This window comes from Enterococcus innesii (assembly GCF_022846515.1).
GTDB lineage: Bacteria > Bacillota > Bacilli > Lactobacillales > Enterococcaceae > Enterococcus_D > Enterococcus_D innesii.
The window spans coordinates 971,133-986,822 of sequence record NZ_AP025635.1 but is presented as its reverse complement, the minus strand read 5'-3'; the positions used below and the strand labels follow the sequence as shown (position 1 = coordinate 986,822).

Genomic DNA, 15,690 nt, shown 5'->3' with positions numbered 1-15,690 from the left:
TTCTTTTTCAGAAAAAAGAAATTATAGTTCTGGCTTATCAAAATTCTAAAATAAAAGAAAAAAGGTTAGGAGAAAAAAATGGCTTATGATTATTTGATCGTTGGTACAGGTCTTTTTGGGTCAGTTTTTGCTCATGAAGCAGCGAAACGGGGACATACAGTGAAAATGTTAGAAAAACGGACACATATTGGCGGCAATTGCTATACAGAAAAACAAGCAGGAATCGACGTACATAAATATGGTGCGCACATTTTTCATACATCGAGTAAAAAAATTTGGGATTATATCAATCAGTTTACTGAATTCTATCCCTATATTCATGCACCAATTGCAAACTATCAAGGTGAGTTATATAATCTTCCTTTTAATATGAACACATTTTACCAACTGTGGGGAACCAAAAATCCTGCTGAAGCTCGAATCAAAATATCGACCCAAATTGAAAAGACAGGAATAAAAAGACCACGAAATTTAGAAGAACAAGCTCTTTCGTTAGTCGGGACAGACATCTATCACAAACTGATCAAAGGCTACACTGAAAAACAGTGGGGACGAGAATGTGATCTTCTTCCTTCTTTTATTATCAAAAGGCTGCCAATTCGGTATACCTTTAATAACAATTATTTTACGGATATTTTTCAAGGAATACCCAAATTGGGCTATACACAAATGATTCAAAAAATGCTTACTCATCCACTGATTGATATTTCTTTAGAGACTGATTTTTTTGCAGATCGCACACGTCATGAAGCCTCTTCTAAGAACATTGTTTATACTGGAATGATTGACCAATATTTCGATTATTGTTATGGTGAGTTGGCCTATCGGTCATTACATTTTGAAACTAAAGTCTATGATACGGATAATTACCAAGGAACAGCAGTCATGAACTTTACAGACAGTCAAACGCCCTATACGCGAATCATTGAGCATAAACATTTTTGTCCAGTGGTGACAAAAAAAACAGTTATCACTAAAGAATACCCGAAAGAGTGGAAGAAAGGAGATATTCCTTACTACCCAATCAACGATCAAAGCAATAATGCACTGTATCGCAAGTATGAGAAATTGGCGCAACAGCAAAAAAAATGTTTATTTGGTGGGCGCCTAGCCAACTATCGCTATTATGATATGGACGATACGATCGCAGCTGCTTTGAAGCTTGTTCAATATGAATTTCCAGCAGAGTAACTTCTTTTATTGGAGAGGTTGCTTTTTTTTGTCCCGATTCTGGGACAAAACGTAACTTTTTTACTAGCTATGAAATAATTAGTTGTCCTATCTCATAAAGAAATAGGACTTGGGGAAGCTTGTAAAAATATTTTTACGAAAGGGGAGAAAAATAAACGTAATGAGTAAAAAGAATAATTATCGAAAGTTGTTACGATCCAATAAAAGTGAACGCTACAAGATGTATAAAAGCGGAAAACATTGGGTGTATGCAACGATCACTTCTTTTACTGGCATTGCTGGATTGAGTATCACGCCAATCGTGGCGCATGCTTCAGAAATCACACCGCCATTAGATGCAAGTAAAGAAGCAAATGCCGAGAATGTCTTGGCAAATAAAACGACTACCAAAATACCGGCTTCATCGACACAAGAAAGTGAAGCTACTTCACTCTCTGAAAGTACGCAGCCATCGGAAAGTTTTTCTGAATCCGAAAGTAATACGCAGTCACAAAGTGCGACAGAGTCAACTAGTTTAACAGAATCACAGAGTGTGAGTGATTCAGAAATTGAAAACAATGTTACCAGTATTGAAGAATCCCAAAGTGTTTCTGAATCAATGAGTCTTTCTGAGGAGGAGAGTGTGTCCGAATCAGAAAGTTTGAGTATCTCAGAAAGTACTTCGATTTCAGAAAGTGGTTCGTTGTCGTCAAGTGCATCAGAATCGACCAGTTTATCAATGTCACGATCTACAAGTGTTTCTCATTCAACGTCAGTAAGTCAAAAGAACCCACCAAAACAAACAGTCACCGAAAAAAATAAAGTAGAATCACAAAAAGCACAAGAGCTCTTTGATCAATTAGTGCCTAAGAAAGTACAAGCTTCGGTTGACACTACAACGAATTCATTAGAAATAGTAGTCAAAGATGGCAATTCACCAAGTACATCTTTGATACGGGCAGCGCAGCAATATGCTAGTGCCAATAACTTGATTGCAAGTTTTGCAATCACCACTCAATCAGGGCAGATCATTAAAATCAACGTTTCTGCAGATCCGGATATGGGTCGAGAAGAATTTGAACAGGCAATCAATGATGGAAATAAAACCAATTCACCTTCTGGAGTAACAGTTGATGTGCCTGATCAAGTGAAGAATAAAGATTTATACAAACAAACCGCTATTGCTAATGGCACGTATGCGGCAGTTAATGACTGGGCTACCTTAAAAGCAGCGTATGGAAATTCTTCGATTACCTATATCGAGGTCACCGCCAATATTACAGCAGCTACCAATGTGGCTACTCGTGATTTAGGTTGGCGCGAAACGAGTGTGATTATTGACGGGAATGGTTTTACAGTCAATATGGCAGGAGCAGCGTTTAATGTAGGGGCAAGTTCTACGGTTCGCGGTTCTATTTTTACGATCACAAATATTAACTTGATTCATTGGCAGTCAGGCACCAACTCAGGAGACAGTGGGACAGGTACAGCGGACGCAGTGATTGATTCAAGGTCGGCAACAGGTGGTTATGGATACTGGTACTTCAATATCGATAATGTCACTCTCGAAGGACGAGATGGTGTTAGCGGAACAGATACTGCTTATCAACCACGACGACTACTGGATGCTGAGGATAGTCAAGTGACTTTATCTGGCAAAATTGTTGCCAATGTAAAACAAGAATTGATGCAAATTGGGGAAGTAGCTATCGCTAATGGGTCCCATGTAGAGTTGAACCGAACAGCTGGTACCACTGGTTATTCCATGTTTTACTATATGGCGATCCGAGGGAACAATGCGAGTGATACAGGATTCAACCATACCTTTAAAGTAGGTGATGGTGCGACAATTATTGGTAACGAACTTAGTACCTATAATAGTAACAACTATCCCCTTGTCTATTATGGATTTAACTCAATCACTGTTGGAGATGACGTAACCTGGAAACAAGACGGCTTCCAAATGCTCCTTGATTTTTCTCGTTATTCAGGAAGTCAATCAAATGACCGAACTGCAACTTTTGGACAAAACCTGCAAATGACCGCTACCCGCACAGTAGGTTCCAATTCGCTAAATGTTACGAACAGAGCAGTTGTTACATTTAACGCTGGAACAGTACTTGATTTGCAACAATGGAATGCTAATACTGTTGTAAACGTTGACTCAGGCGCAACCGTTCGCTTTATTTCACCGCGAGCATTGCACTTAGCACGTCTAACTTCTTCAGGAGCTGTTTCAGCCGGCCGATTGATTACAGGTTCAGGAACATTCGTCATGAATAATTCTCAGATTAGTACATGGCAAGGCAGCAGTAGCCAAACCGATGCTCCAGAAGGAAACCGTAATTTAAAATTCGTAGAAATGACTATTTCAGGTACGACAACCACCATTAAAGATACGGCTGGAAATGTTACTACATCTAATATTGTAGATACCTCTACCCGTGAATTAGCGACTGTTGCTATTGCACCAGGAACTGTAACTGTAAACTATGTTGATCAGTATGGCAATATTATCAAAACTGTTGATATGCCAATTGATCCAGACGTTAATTACATTGGTGAGTATCTTGATTTGCAAACGTTGGAGTATGCAAATGAGTTAATGCCTGATAATTACATGTGGGCGATTGGTACCCAAGTCGCTAGTTCTGCGAAAAATGATGGCCAAAGTGGTGGAGATAGTACGACTGATGCTGATAATGGGGATAGTTATGGACAAGCGACAGTTGCGATCGTTCCGATGGAAAACACCAATTATACCTATAATATTTATGTATACGGTGTTGCCAATAATTCGGTTCAGTACCAATATGTTGACGTTAAGACAGGTCAAGTGATTTCTTCTGAGTACATGAATGCTGGTACCGAAGCTTCAGGAACAGATAGAATTCCTGCAAACTATGGAAATGTTATCGATTGGACCAATAGTTACTATACTTCGACGAATTTACCTCCTGGTTACTATTATGCAACAGGTGCAGTATTAAATGGCAACGTCCAGCCTGGATCTACAACAGTAGGAACAGGTGCGAGTCTAACCACTATTTATGTTGTAGCAGATACACAAACAGTCAACGTAACATTTGTTAATTCAGATGGTCGTCCATTACAGAACCAAACTGGCACAGTTGCCATCAATGGGACGACCGGACAAGAAATAAGTTATACGGATTTAATTGCGGATTACCTCACTCAAACCGGCTATTATGCAGATCAAACAGGGACATTTGTTTTTGATAATACTAGTAATAATGGTAGTACGACAGATAGTGATCAACAGTTTATTACGATCACTCTCTATCCGTCTTATCAAGAAGTCGGTGTCGTTGGGAATAACCAACCGGCCTCAGATCCGGCTACAGGGGAAGCATTTGAGCAAATCCCGGGAACAGTCACTGTTGGAAAATATGGTACTTCTGGCGTTTCAAACGAAAGTATCACTCTTGGTGTAACAGATGCAGATTTAGAGAGAAATGGATATATTTATACGGTTACTGGACCAGATGGAGTAGTCTACAATACATTAGCGGAAGCTTTGGCTGCCAATCAAACTTTTGACACTACTAGCAATGGAGCATCTCAAATGGATTCTTCACCTCAGATGTTCACGGTCAATTATGAGCAAGATCCAGTATCATTGTCTACCTCAGAGTCTGTTTCGGGAAGTGAATCATTATCTGAATCCATTATTACTTCTACTTCAGAATCAGAAAGTGTTTCTCTTTCTCAATCGATTTCAGAAAGTGACTCTTTATCAGAATCGATCTCTGTCAGTGATTCAGAATCTATGTCTACATCAACGAGTGAATCTGTTTCAGTATCAGAATCAGAGAGTGATTCATTGTCATCGTCGATTTCAGAAAGTGAATCTGATATGAATGATTCGACATCTGAATCATTATCAACATCAGTCTCTACTTCATCTTCTTTAAGTGATTCAGAATCGGTTTCGATTTCATTGAGTGACTCAGAATCAGCGTCTCTTTCAATAAGTGAATCTATTTCAGTGTCGGACTCAGAGAGTGGTTCGTCATCGACCTCTATCTCAGAAAGTGAATCAATGTCTCTTTCAATTTCGATTAGTGATTCAGAATCTTTATCAGAATCCCTATCTGAAAGTATTTCAACATCTATTTCACTGTCGGATAGTGATTCAATGTCAGAAAGCCTTTCTGCATCAGAATCGTTATCCATATCAGCTAGTGTTTCTGAGTCAGATTCAGAAAGTGATAGTTCTAGCTTTAGTGCCTCTGTTTCTGGATCATTGAGCAACAGTACAAGTGATTCTGAAAGCTTATCTTTATCTGAGTCAGTATCAGTTTCACTCTCGCAATCACTCAGTGAATCCACTTCACTATCATTGTCAGAGAGTGATTCAGTATCAGAAAGTATTTCAGCATCAGAATCATTGTCTGTCGCAATTAGTGAATCTGATTCTTCTTCGCTTAGTGAGAGCATTAGTTTCAGCGAATCTATTTCTGATTCATTGAGTGCCAGCATGAGTTTATCAGAAAGTTTATCGGAATCAGACTCGATCTCAAATTCAATTAGTACGTCGATGTCATTGAGCAATAGTGAGTCTACTAGCGAATCAGCAAGCTTCAGTGGCAGCACAAGTGTGAGCAACAGCGATTCCACAAGCGCAAGTACGTCAGTGAGCGAATCAACATCTACAAGTGTTAGTGAGTCGATAAGTACCAGCACATCAGTTAGCGATTCATTATCGTTAAGTAACAGTGAGTCAATGAGCTTGAGTACCTCACTTAGTGATTCCTCTTCATTGAGTGCCAGCATTTCGACATCATTAAGTGCAAGTGACTCTGCAAGTTATAGCAGCAGTACGAGCGTAAGTAATAGCGATTCGACAAGCGAAAGCATATCTGCAAGTAATTCACTTTCAGTAAGTATTAGTGAGTCAACAAGTGCAAGTACGTCAATCAGCGATTCTTCCTCATTGAGTGCCAGCATTTCGACATCATTAAGTGCAAGTGATTCTGTAAGTTATAGCGGCAGTACGAGCGTAAGTAATAGCGATTCGACAAGCGAAAGCATATCTGCAAGTAATTCACTTTCAGTAAGTAATAGTGAGTCAACAAGTGCAAGTACGTCAATCAGCGATTCTTCCTCATTGAGTGCCAGCATTTCGACATCATTAAGTGCAAGTGACTCTGCAAGTTATAGCGGCAGTACGAGCGTAAGTAATAGCGATTCGACAAGCGAAAGCATATCTGCAAGTAATTCACTTTCAGTAAGTATTAGTGAGTCAACAAGTGCAAGTACGTCAATCAGTGATTCCTCTTCATTGAGTGCCAGCATTTCGACATCATTAAGTGCAAGTGACTCTGCAAGCTTTAGTGGAAGTACAAGTGTTAGCAGTAGCGAGTCCACAAGTGTAAGTACGTCAGTGAGCGAATCAACATCTACAAGCGTTAGTGAATCCACAAGCGTAAGCACATCAATCAGTGATTCATCATCATTGAGTACAAGCATTTCGACATCCCTAAGTGTAAGTGACTCTGCAAGTTACAGTGGCAGTACAAGTGTAAGTAACAGTGACTCCACAAGTGCAAGTACGTCAGTGAGCGAATCAACATCTTCAAGTATCAGTGAGTCAACAAGTACTAGCACATCCATTAGCGATTCATTATCGGTAAGTACAAGCATCAGTAATAGTGAATCAACAAGCCTGAGCACCTCGATCAGTGATTCATCATCATTGAGCACAAGCATTTCGACATCTCTAAGTGCGAGTGATTCTGCAAGTTATAGCGGCAGTACGAGTGTAAGTAATAGCGATTCTACAAGCGAAAGTATATCTGCAAGTAATTCACTTTCAGTAAGTATTAGTGAGTCAACAAGTGCAAGTACGTCGATCAGCGATTCTGCATCATTGAGTACAAGTATTTCGACATCTCTAAGTGCGAGTGATTCTGCAAGCTTCAGCGGCAGTACGAGCGTAAGTAACAGCGATTCCACAAGCGAAAGTACGTCAGTGAGCGAATCAACATCTACAAGTATCAGTGAGTCAACAAGTACTAGCACATCCATTAGCGATTCATTGTCTGTAAGTACAAGCATCAGTAACAGTGAATCAGCAAGCCTGAGCACATCAGTCAGTGATTCATCATCATTGAGTACAAGTATTTCGACATCTCTAAGTGCGAGTGATTCTGCAAGCTTTAGTGGTAGCACAAGTGTAAGCAACAGTGAGTCGACAAGTACAAGTACGTCAAGTAGTGAATCAACCTCTACAAGCATTAGTGAGTCGACAAGTTTGAGCACATCAATCAGTGATTCATCATCATTGAGTACAAGTATTTCGGCATCATTAAGTGCGAGTGAATCAGCAAGCTTTAGCGGAAGCACAAGTGTAAGCAACAGTGAGTCGACAAGTACAAGCACATCAATCAGTGATTCATCATCATTGAGTACAAGTATTTCGGCATCATTAAGTGCGAGTGAATCAGCAAGCTTTAGCGGAAGCACAAGTGTAAGCAACAGTGATTCCACAAGTACGAGCACGTCGATCAGTGATTCATCATCATTGAGTACAAGTATTTCGGCATCATTAAGTGCGAGTGAATCAGCAAGCTTTAGTGGTAGCACAAGCATAAGCAACAGTGAGTCCACAAGCGCAAGTACGTCAGTGAGCGAATCAACATCTACAAGCGTTAGTGAGTCAACAAGCTTGAGCACATCAATCAGTGATTCATCGTCATTGAGTACAAGTATTTCGGCATCATTAAGTGCGAGTGAATCAGCAAGCTTTAGCGGTAGCACAAGTGTAAGCAACAGTGATTCCACAAGTACGAGCACGTCAATTAGCGATTCATTATCAGTAAGTACAAGCATCAGTAACAGTGAATCAGCAAGTACAAGCACATCAGTCAGTGATTCATCATCATTGAGCACAAGCATTTCGACATCTCTAAGTACGAGTGATTCTGCAAGCTTTAGTGGTAGCACAAGTGTAAGCAACAGTGATTCCACAAGTACGAGCACGTCGATCAGCGATTCATTATCAGTAAGTACAAGTATTAGTAACAGTGAATCAGCAAGCCTGAGCACATCAGTCAGTGATTCATCATCATTGAGCACAAGCATTTCGACATCCCTAAGTGCGAGTGAATCAGCAAGCTTTAGCGGAAGCACAAGTGTAAGCAACAGTGAGTCCACAAGCGCAAGTACGTCAGTGAGCGAATCAACATATACAAGCGTTAGTGAGTCAACAAGCTTGAGCACATCAATCAGTGATTCATTATCATTGAGTACAAGTGTTTCGACATCTCTAAGTGCGAGTGAATCAGCAAGCTTTAGTGGTAGCACAAGCGTGAGCAACAGTGAGTCCACAAGCGCAAGTACGTCAGTGAGCGAATCAACATCTACAAGCGTTAGTGAGTCGACAAGCTTGAGCACATCAATCAGTGATTCATTATCATTGAGTACAAGTGTTTCGACATCTCTAAGTGCGAGTGATTCAGCAAGCTTTAGCGGAAGCACAAGTGTAAGCAACAGTGAGTCCACAAGCGCAAGTACGTCAGTGAGCGAATCAACATCTACAAGCGTTAGTGAGTCAACAAGTACTAGCACATCCATTAGCGATTCATTGTCTGTAAGTACAAGCATCAGTAACAGTGAATCAGCAAGTACAAGCACATCAATCAGTGATTCATCATCATTGAGTACAAGTATTTCGGCATCCTTAAGTGCGAGTGATTCTACAAGCTTTAGTGGTAGTACAAGTGTAAGCAACAGTGACTCGACAAGTACAAGCACGTCGATCAGCGATTCATCATCATTGAGTACAAGTGTTTCGACATCTCTAAGTGCGAGTGATTCAGCAAGCTTTAGTGGTAGCACAAGTGTTAGCAACAGTGAGTCGACAAGTACAAGTACGTCAAGTAGTGAATCAACCTCTACAAGCATTAGTGAGTCGACAAGTTTGAGCACATCGATCAGTGACTCATCATCACAAAGTGCAAGCATTTCAACATCCCTAAGTGCGAGTGAATCAGCAAGCTTTAGTGGCAGCACAAGTGTAAGCAACAGTGAGTCGACAAGTACAAGTACGTCGATCAGTGATTCACTATCATTGAGTACAAGTATTTCAGCATCCCTAAGTGCGAGTGAATCAGCAAGCTTTAGTGGCAGCACAAGTGTAAGCAACAGTGATTCCACAAGTACAAGCACGTCGATCAGCGATTCATTGTCTGTAAGTACAAGCATTAGTAACAGTGAATCAGCAAGTACAAGCACATCAATCAGTGATTCATCATCATTGAGTACAAGTATTTCGGCATCTCTAAGTGCGAGTGATTCAGCAAGCTTTAGCGGAAGCACAAGTGTTAGCAGTAACGAGTCCACAAGTGTAAGTACGTCATTAAGTGATTCATCATCGCTAAGTACAAGTGTAAGCAACAGTGACTCGACAAGTGCAAGTACGTCGATCAGCGATTCGTTGTCTGTAAGTACAAGCATTTCGGCATCCTTAAGTGCGAGTGATTCAGCAAGCTTTAGCGGAAGCACAAGTGTTAGCAGTAGCGAGTCCACAAGTGTAAGTACGTCATTAAGTGATTCATCATCGCTAAGTACAAGCATCAGTAACAGTGAATCAGCAAGTACAAGCACATCAATCAGTGATTCATCATCGTTAAGTACAAGTGTAAGCAACAGTGACTCGACAAGTACAAGCACGTCGATCAGTGATTCAATGTCTGTAAGTACAAGTATCAGTAACAGCGAATCAGCAAGCCTGAGCGCATCGATCAGTGATTCATCATCGTTAAGTACCAGTGTGAGTGATAGTGATTCGACAAGTACAAGTGCCTCAATTAGCGATTCAATGTCTGTAAGTACAAGCATCAGTAACAGTGAATCAACAAGCTTGAGTACGTCGATCAATGACTCGTTATCTCTAAGCACAAGTACTTCGTTGTCATTAAGTGCGAGCGATTCTACAAGCTTTAGTGGCAGCACAAGTGTAAGCAACAGTGAGTCAACAAGTACGAGTACGTCATTGAGTGACTCATTATCAGTAAGTACAAGTATTAGTAACAGTGAGTCAGCAAGTATTAGTACTTCACTAAGTGATTCATCATCATTGAGTACTAGTGGTTTAATGTCACAAAGTGCAAGCGACTCTGCAAGCTACAGCGGTAGCACAAGTACAAGTAATAGTGAATCAACAAGCATTAGTACGTCTGTGAGCGATTCACGGACTAGTGAAAGTCAAAGCTATAGCAGCAGTACTTCAGCCAGCTTGAGCATGAGTACTAGTGTCAGTACTTCGGTTAGTGACTCTGCTTCAATTAGCACAAGCATCAGTAACAGTGAATCGAATAGTTTGAGTACGTCAATTAGTGATTCACGATCAAGTATGAGTGAAAGTTTTAGCAGCAGTACCTCAGCAAGTATTAGTCTAAGTACTAGTGACAGTACTAGCTACAGTAGCAGCACCTCAGCAAGCATAAGTACAAGTACTAGCGATAGTACAAGTATTAGTAATAGTGCTTCTGAAAGTATGAGTGAAAGCTTGAGTATCAGTACATCAATGAGCGACTCATCGTCAATCAGTGCTAGCTTGAGCAATAGCGATAGTCTTTCAGAAAGCAGATCACTAGCAAGTGAAAGTCAAAGCTACAGTAGTAGTACTTCTGCGAGTCTAAGTCTGAGCACAAGTACTAGCAGTTCATTAAGTGATTCATCGTCAACTAGTGCGAGCAACAGCTACAGTTTGAGTAATAGCTTGAGCCAATTGACAAGTGACTCACTTTCCGAAGGTATTAGTTTAAGTAATAGCCTAAGTAATAGTTTCAGTCAAAGTACTTCAGCGAGCACGAGTTTGAGTTCAAGTACAAGTCTAAGTGAACAATTATCTCAATCAGTCAGTGCCAGCGAGTCACGGAGTGATAGCCTAAGCTATAGCAGCAGCACATCAATTAGTACGAGTGAAAGTAGCAGTACTAGCTTGAGCGAATTACTATCTCGTTCAACCAGTGCCAGTGAATCACGGAGCAATAGCTTGAGCCAAAGCACAAGTACTTCGTTGAGTGGCAGCAACAGCTCTAGCTTAAGTTTAAGCGAAATGAACTCTCAATCTAGCAGTGCGAGCGAATCACGGAGTGATAGTGTAAGCAATAGCATGAGCACATCAACCAGTGACAGCTTAAGTTCTAGTACGAGTGTAAGTGATTTACTTTCTAGATCAGAGAGTGCAAGTGAATCTAGAAGTGATAGCCTAAGCTATAGCGGCAGCACGAGCGTAAGTAACAGCTTAAGTTTAAGCGCGAGTCTAAGTGATTTACTATCTAGATCTGAAAGTGCCAGCGAATCACGTAGTTTCAGTATGAGTGATAGTGCAAGCACATCACTCAGCAATAGCGATAGTGCAAGTGATAGCTTAAGCGATCTATATTCAAGATCGAACAGTTCTAGCCTTTCAACCAGTGACAGTACAAGTACAAATGATTCTGTCTCAGCAAGTGCTAGTGAGAGCACCAGCATTTCACAATCTACTAGTACAAGTCTAAGCGAATCGGCATCAATCAGCACATCGCTTAGCGAAAAACAAGAAGTGATTGAATCTCAAAGTGTGAGTGCTTCGACAAGTGATTCACAAAGCTCTAGCACCAGTGAATCAGTTAGCGTCAGCATCAGTACTAGCGAAAGCGAGCGGAATAGTACGGAAGTTACACCTAGCGAATCAACCTCCATTAGCGAAAGCATTAGTACAAGTGAAAGTGTCCGAGATTCCGAATCGGTTAGTTCAAGTGACAGTACAAGTTTGAGTCAATCTATGAGTACGAGCGATCAAGCCTCCGCTTCTGAAAGCACAAGCAACAGTTCTAGCATTCGCGATTCTGAGTCTGAAAGTGCAAGTATTTCTACGGAAGAAAGCCGCAGCTTCAGTACAAGTGAGTCGATTTTTGCAAGTGAAAGCACATCAATCAGTCAAAGTGACAGTACAAGTATGAGCGAATCAGCTAGTGAAAGTACCAGTATTAGTGACAGTGAACGTGGTTCAATGTCTGAAAGTGCAAGTGTAAGTGATTCGACTTCAACAAGTGACAGTACAAGTGTGAGTGAATCTGTTAGCGAAAGTACCAGCATTAGTGACAGTGAACGTGGTTCAATGTCTGATAGTGCAAGTTTAAGTGATTCGACTTCAACGAGCGAAAGCCTAAGTGTGAGTGAATCTGTTAGCGAAAGTACCAGCATTAGTGACAGTGAACGTGGTTCAATGTCTGAAAGTGCAAGTGTAAGTGATTCGACTTCAACGAGCGAAAGCCTAAGTGTGAGTGAATCAGCTAGCGAAAGCACCAGCATCAGCGATAGTGAACGTGATTCAATGTCTGAAAGTGCAAGTGTAAGTGATTCGACTTCAACAAGCGAAAGCCTAAGTGTGAGTGAATCAGCTAGCGAAAGCACCAGCATCAGTGATAGTGAACGTGATTCAGTATCACTTAGCGCCGAATCAAGTGATTCTGGGTCAGCAAGCGATAGTCTGAGTGCTAGCAACTCGGCTAGTCAGAGTGAAAGCTTTAGTGCCTCTGATCGAGATTCAGTTTCCATGAGCGCTAGTGAATCAATAAGCGATAGTACCAGCGTGAGTGAATCTGCTTCGCTAAGTACAAGTACAAGTGATATCAACTCTGATATCGTCAGTGAATATCACAGCAATAGCTTGTCTGAGAGTCTATCAGAGCTGCAATCACAATCAACTAGCCAAGATCATTCACTTTCGGCAAGTGAGTCTATCAGCGGCTCTACTTCAACACCATCAAGTTCTAATCAGAACAACGGAGTGAATGGAAATACAGTAACGCCAATTGGCAACACTGGAGTAGGGGGTCGTACGACCAGTGCATCTGGTTCTACTCTTCCTAAGACTGGCGAATCTGATGCAAGTGGTATTCAAATGTCTCTTGCTGGAATTGCCACGCTGTTAGCTGCTATTGCTTTAATGAAAAAGAAAAAAGATGAAGCAAAGCGTGAAACAGAGTAACCCGTTAGTTTTGGTTTGTGAAGAGCTAGGATAAATTTCCTAGCTCTTCTAAAATGATAAAAGTACTTCTATTAAATAAAAAAGCATCACAGTTAGACAAACTAACTGTGATGCTTTTTTATTGGCTATGGTTGGTTATGGAAATTCAACATCGAATGAACCATCTTCTGTTTTTACCAACTCGGATAATAATAAATTTCTGACTGCTTCTAGATAAATGGCTTCACGCATTTCAGTAAAAGAACGATGTGCTTCTACTTGAAATTCATAGATGGGACGATGTTGTCCCCAGTTTCGCCCATTGATGACTGTTTTCAATTGTTGCAGGTTGTCTGATTGTTCGATCCAAAGAGTATCTAAGGCTTTTAAAAGAATGATTCGCTTGAAAAACAGCTGTTGGAAACTATCTGGCATAAATTGATGAATGTGAGTCAAACGCTCTGAAATCAGATCCAATAAAAATTTTTTGACCGTTCGCTTATTAAATTTATCTAGTTTCTCGATTTCAAAAACATCAAAATTATAGTCCAAATTATTAAAGATAAAATCAAGAATCGTTTGTTTATTTAGGTTCTCTTTTTTAGTGATGAGCTGATTGATTGCTTCTTCTATGCATTGATTAATGATATTTTCTAATTCAACCGGAGTGCCTGTCATAATTCTGTTTCTCATGCTGTACATTTTGTCTCTTTGAATGGTAATGATTGAGTCAAATTCAAGCGTTGTTTGACGTCCGGCAATTTCTTGATTTTTGCGATTGCTTTGAGACTGATTGATTAGTTTATTGTATTTTTTCTTTTTTAAAGGAGTGAGATCATTGGATAATTCTTCTTGTTCAGTTAATAATTTTCGTTCGTCGGCGGCCCATTTGGGTGCACTTTCAACCACGATTTTGTCTTCCATAGATACATAAAAAATGCTGTCACCCGGATCTCCTTGACGTCCAGAGCGTCCACGAAGCTGATTGTCAATTCGGTCACTGGTCATCCGCTCAGTTCCTACTACTAATAGGCCACCATTTTCCCTCGCATCTTGTTCAAGTTTAATATCTGTACCACGCCCAGCCATTGAAGTAGCCACAGTTACGGCACCTTTTTTACCAGCTTCTGAGATGATCCAGGATTCCTTGGTCGCTGTTGTAGCGTTTAAAAGATTATGAGGGATTCGATGCTTTAAGAGAATCAGGGAGTATAACGTCGACATTGAGACTGATCCTGTCTCAATCAATACGGGGCGTTCTTGCGTCAAAGCATTTCTTACTGCTTCTAAAGAAGCCATGATTTTCGACTGATTGGTCACATAGACCAGATCCTGATGATCTTTTCGGCGAATGGGTTTATTTGTCGGAATTTCGATTACGTCAATATCATACGTTTCTCGAAATTCGTCGGCGTCTGTTTTGGCAGTACCAGTCATTCCAGATAAAATTTTAAATTTTCGGAATAGATTTTGGTAGGTGATGGAGCCCATGGATCGGCTCTCTGTGGTGATTTCTACACCTTCTTTCGCTTCGATTGCTTGATGGAGGCCAGCTTGTAGTTTTGTTCCAATCAATTTCCGTCCATTTGCTTCATCAAGTAAAAGAATCTCATTGTCTTCCACAACATAATCTTTGTTTAAGTGTAAGAGATAATTGGCCCGTAAGGCAATGACTAAATGACGATAAAGATTTTTCCATTTTTCTGAAAGAATAGTTTCAACGCCTAAGTAGTCTTCAGCTTTTTGAATGCCTGCTTCTGTAAACCAAGCATGACGTTTGTTTTCACTTCTCATAAAGTCTTTACCTTCAATCAAGCTTTTCACAAACCAATCAGATAACGTAAAAAAGTTCGACTGAACTTTGGGTGCTCCTGAAATGATCAATGGTGTTTGCGCCATATCAAGTAATATTGCATCGATTTCATCTATCAGTACATAATTGAAGTGGGTGACGTATTGTTCGTCTGGAGAAACAGCCAAGTTGTCAAACAAATAGTCAAAGCCCAGTGCGCTATGCGTAGTATAGACAATGTCTGCTGCATAGACCACCTCTTTATCGATTTCTTCTCCTTCATCTTCATGTTCAGGAACACCTACAGCTACGGATAGTCCTAGAAAACGATAGACTTTTCCTGTTTCTTCAATATCTCGCAAAGCTAAATACGTATTAGAAGTAATCAAAAAATTGCCTTTGCCTCCCAGGCCATGTAAATACATCGGCATGGTTGCGGTCAATGTTTTTCCTTCTCCAGTTTTCATTTCAGCAACATTACCGTAAAAAAGAGCAATTGCACCAAGAATTTGAACAAAATAAGGCTCCATTCCTAGGACACGACGGTCTGCTTCGACAACTACAGCATAGGCTTGCGGGAGTAAACTCTCTAGTTTTTTGCCCTGTTCGAGTTGTTGTCGAAAATGAATGGTTTGCATTTGCAATTCTTGATCTGACAAATGTCGATAGTTTTCCGCGAGACTTTGAACTTTTCTCGATAACCGAATATACTTGCGAAACTTTTTATCTTTCATTTTTATTG

Annotated in this window: 3 protein-coding genes; 2 read left to right on the top strand and 1 reads right to left on the bottom strand. The window is 40.5% G+C overall.

Annotated features, from left to right (window positions below):
• The first annotated feature begins 78 nt into the window (after positions 1 to 78).
• Both glf and ENLAB_RS04500 read left to right on the top strand, forming a co-directional pair.
• Positions 79 to 1,191 (top strand): UDP-galactopyranose mutase, encoded by a 1,113-nt coding sequence (glf, locus tag ENLAB_RS04505; RefSeq protein WP_140966001.1) that lies wholly within the window; start codon positions 79 to 81, stop codon positions 1,189 to 1,191.
• A gap of 160 nt (positions 1,192 to 1,351) precedes the next feature.
• Positions 1,352 to 13,177: a KxYKxGKxW signal peptide domain-containing protein gene (locus tag ENLAB_RS04500; RefSeq protein ID WP_244352815.1), complete on the top strand. Its 11,826-nt coding sequence runs from the start codon at positions 1,352 to 1,354 to the stop codon at positions 13,175 to 13,177.
• Positions 13,178 to 13,312: 135 nt separating this feature from the next.
• Here ENLAB_RS04500 and secA2 read toward each other — a convergent pair whose 3' ends face one another.
• Positions 13,313 to 15,682, bottom strand: a complete 2,370-nt coding sequence (secA2, locus tag ENLAB_RS04495) for an accessory Sec system translocase SecA2 (protein WP_244352814.1) — start codon at positions 15,680 to 15,682, stop codon at positions 13,313 to 13,315.
• Positions 15,683 to 15,690: the final 8 nt, after the last annotated feature.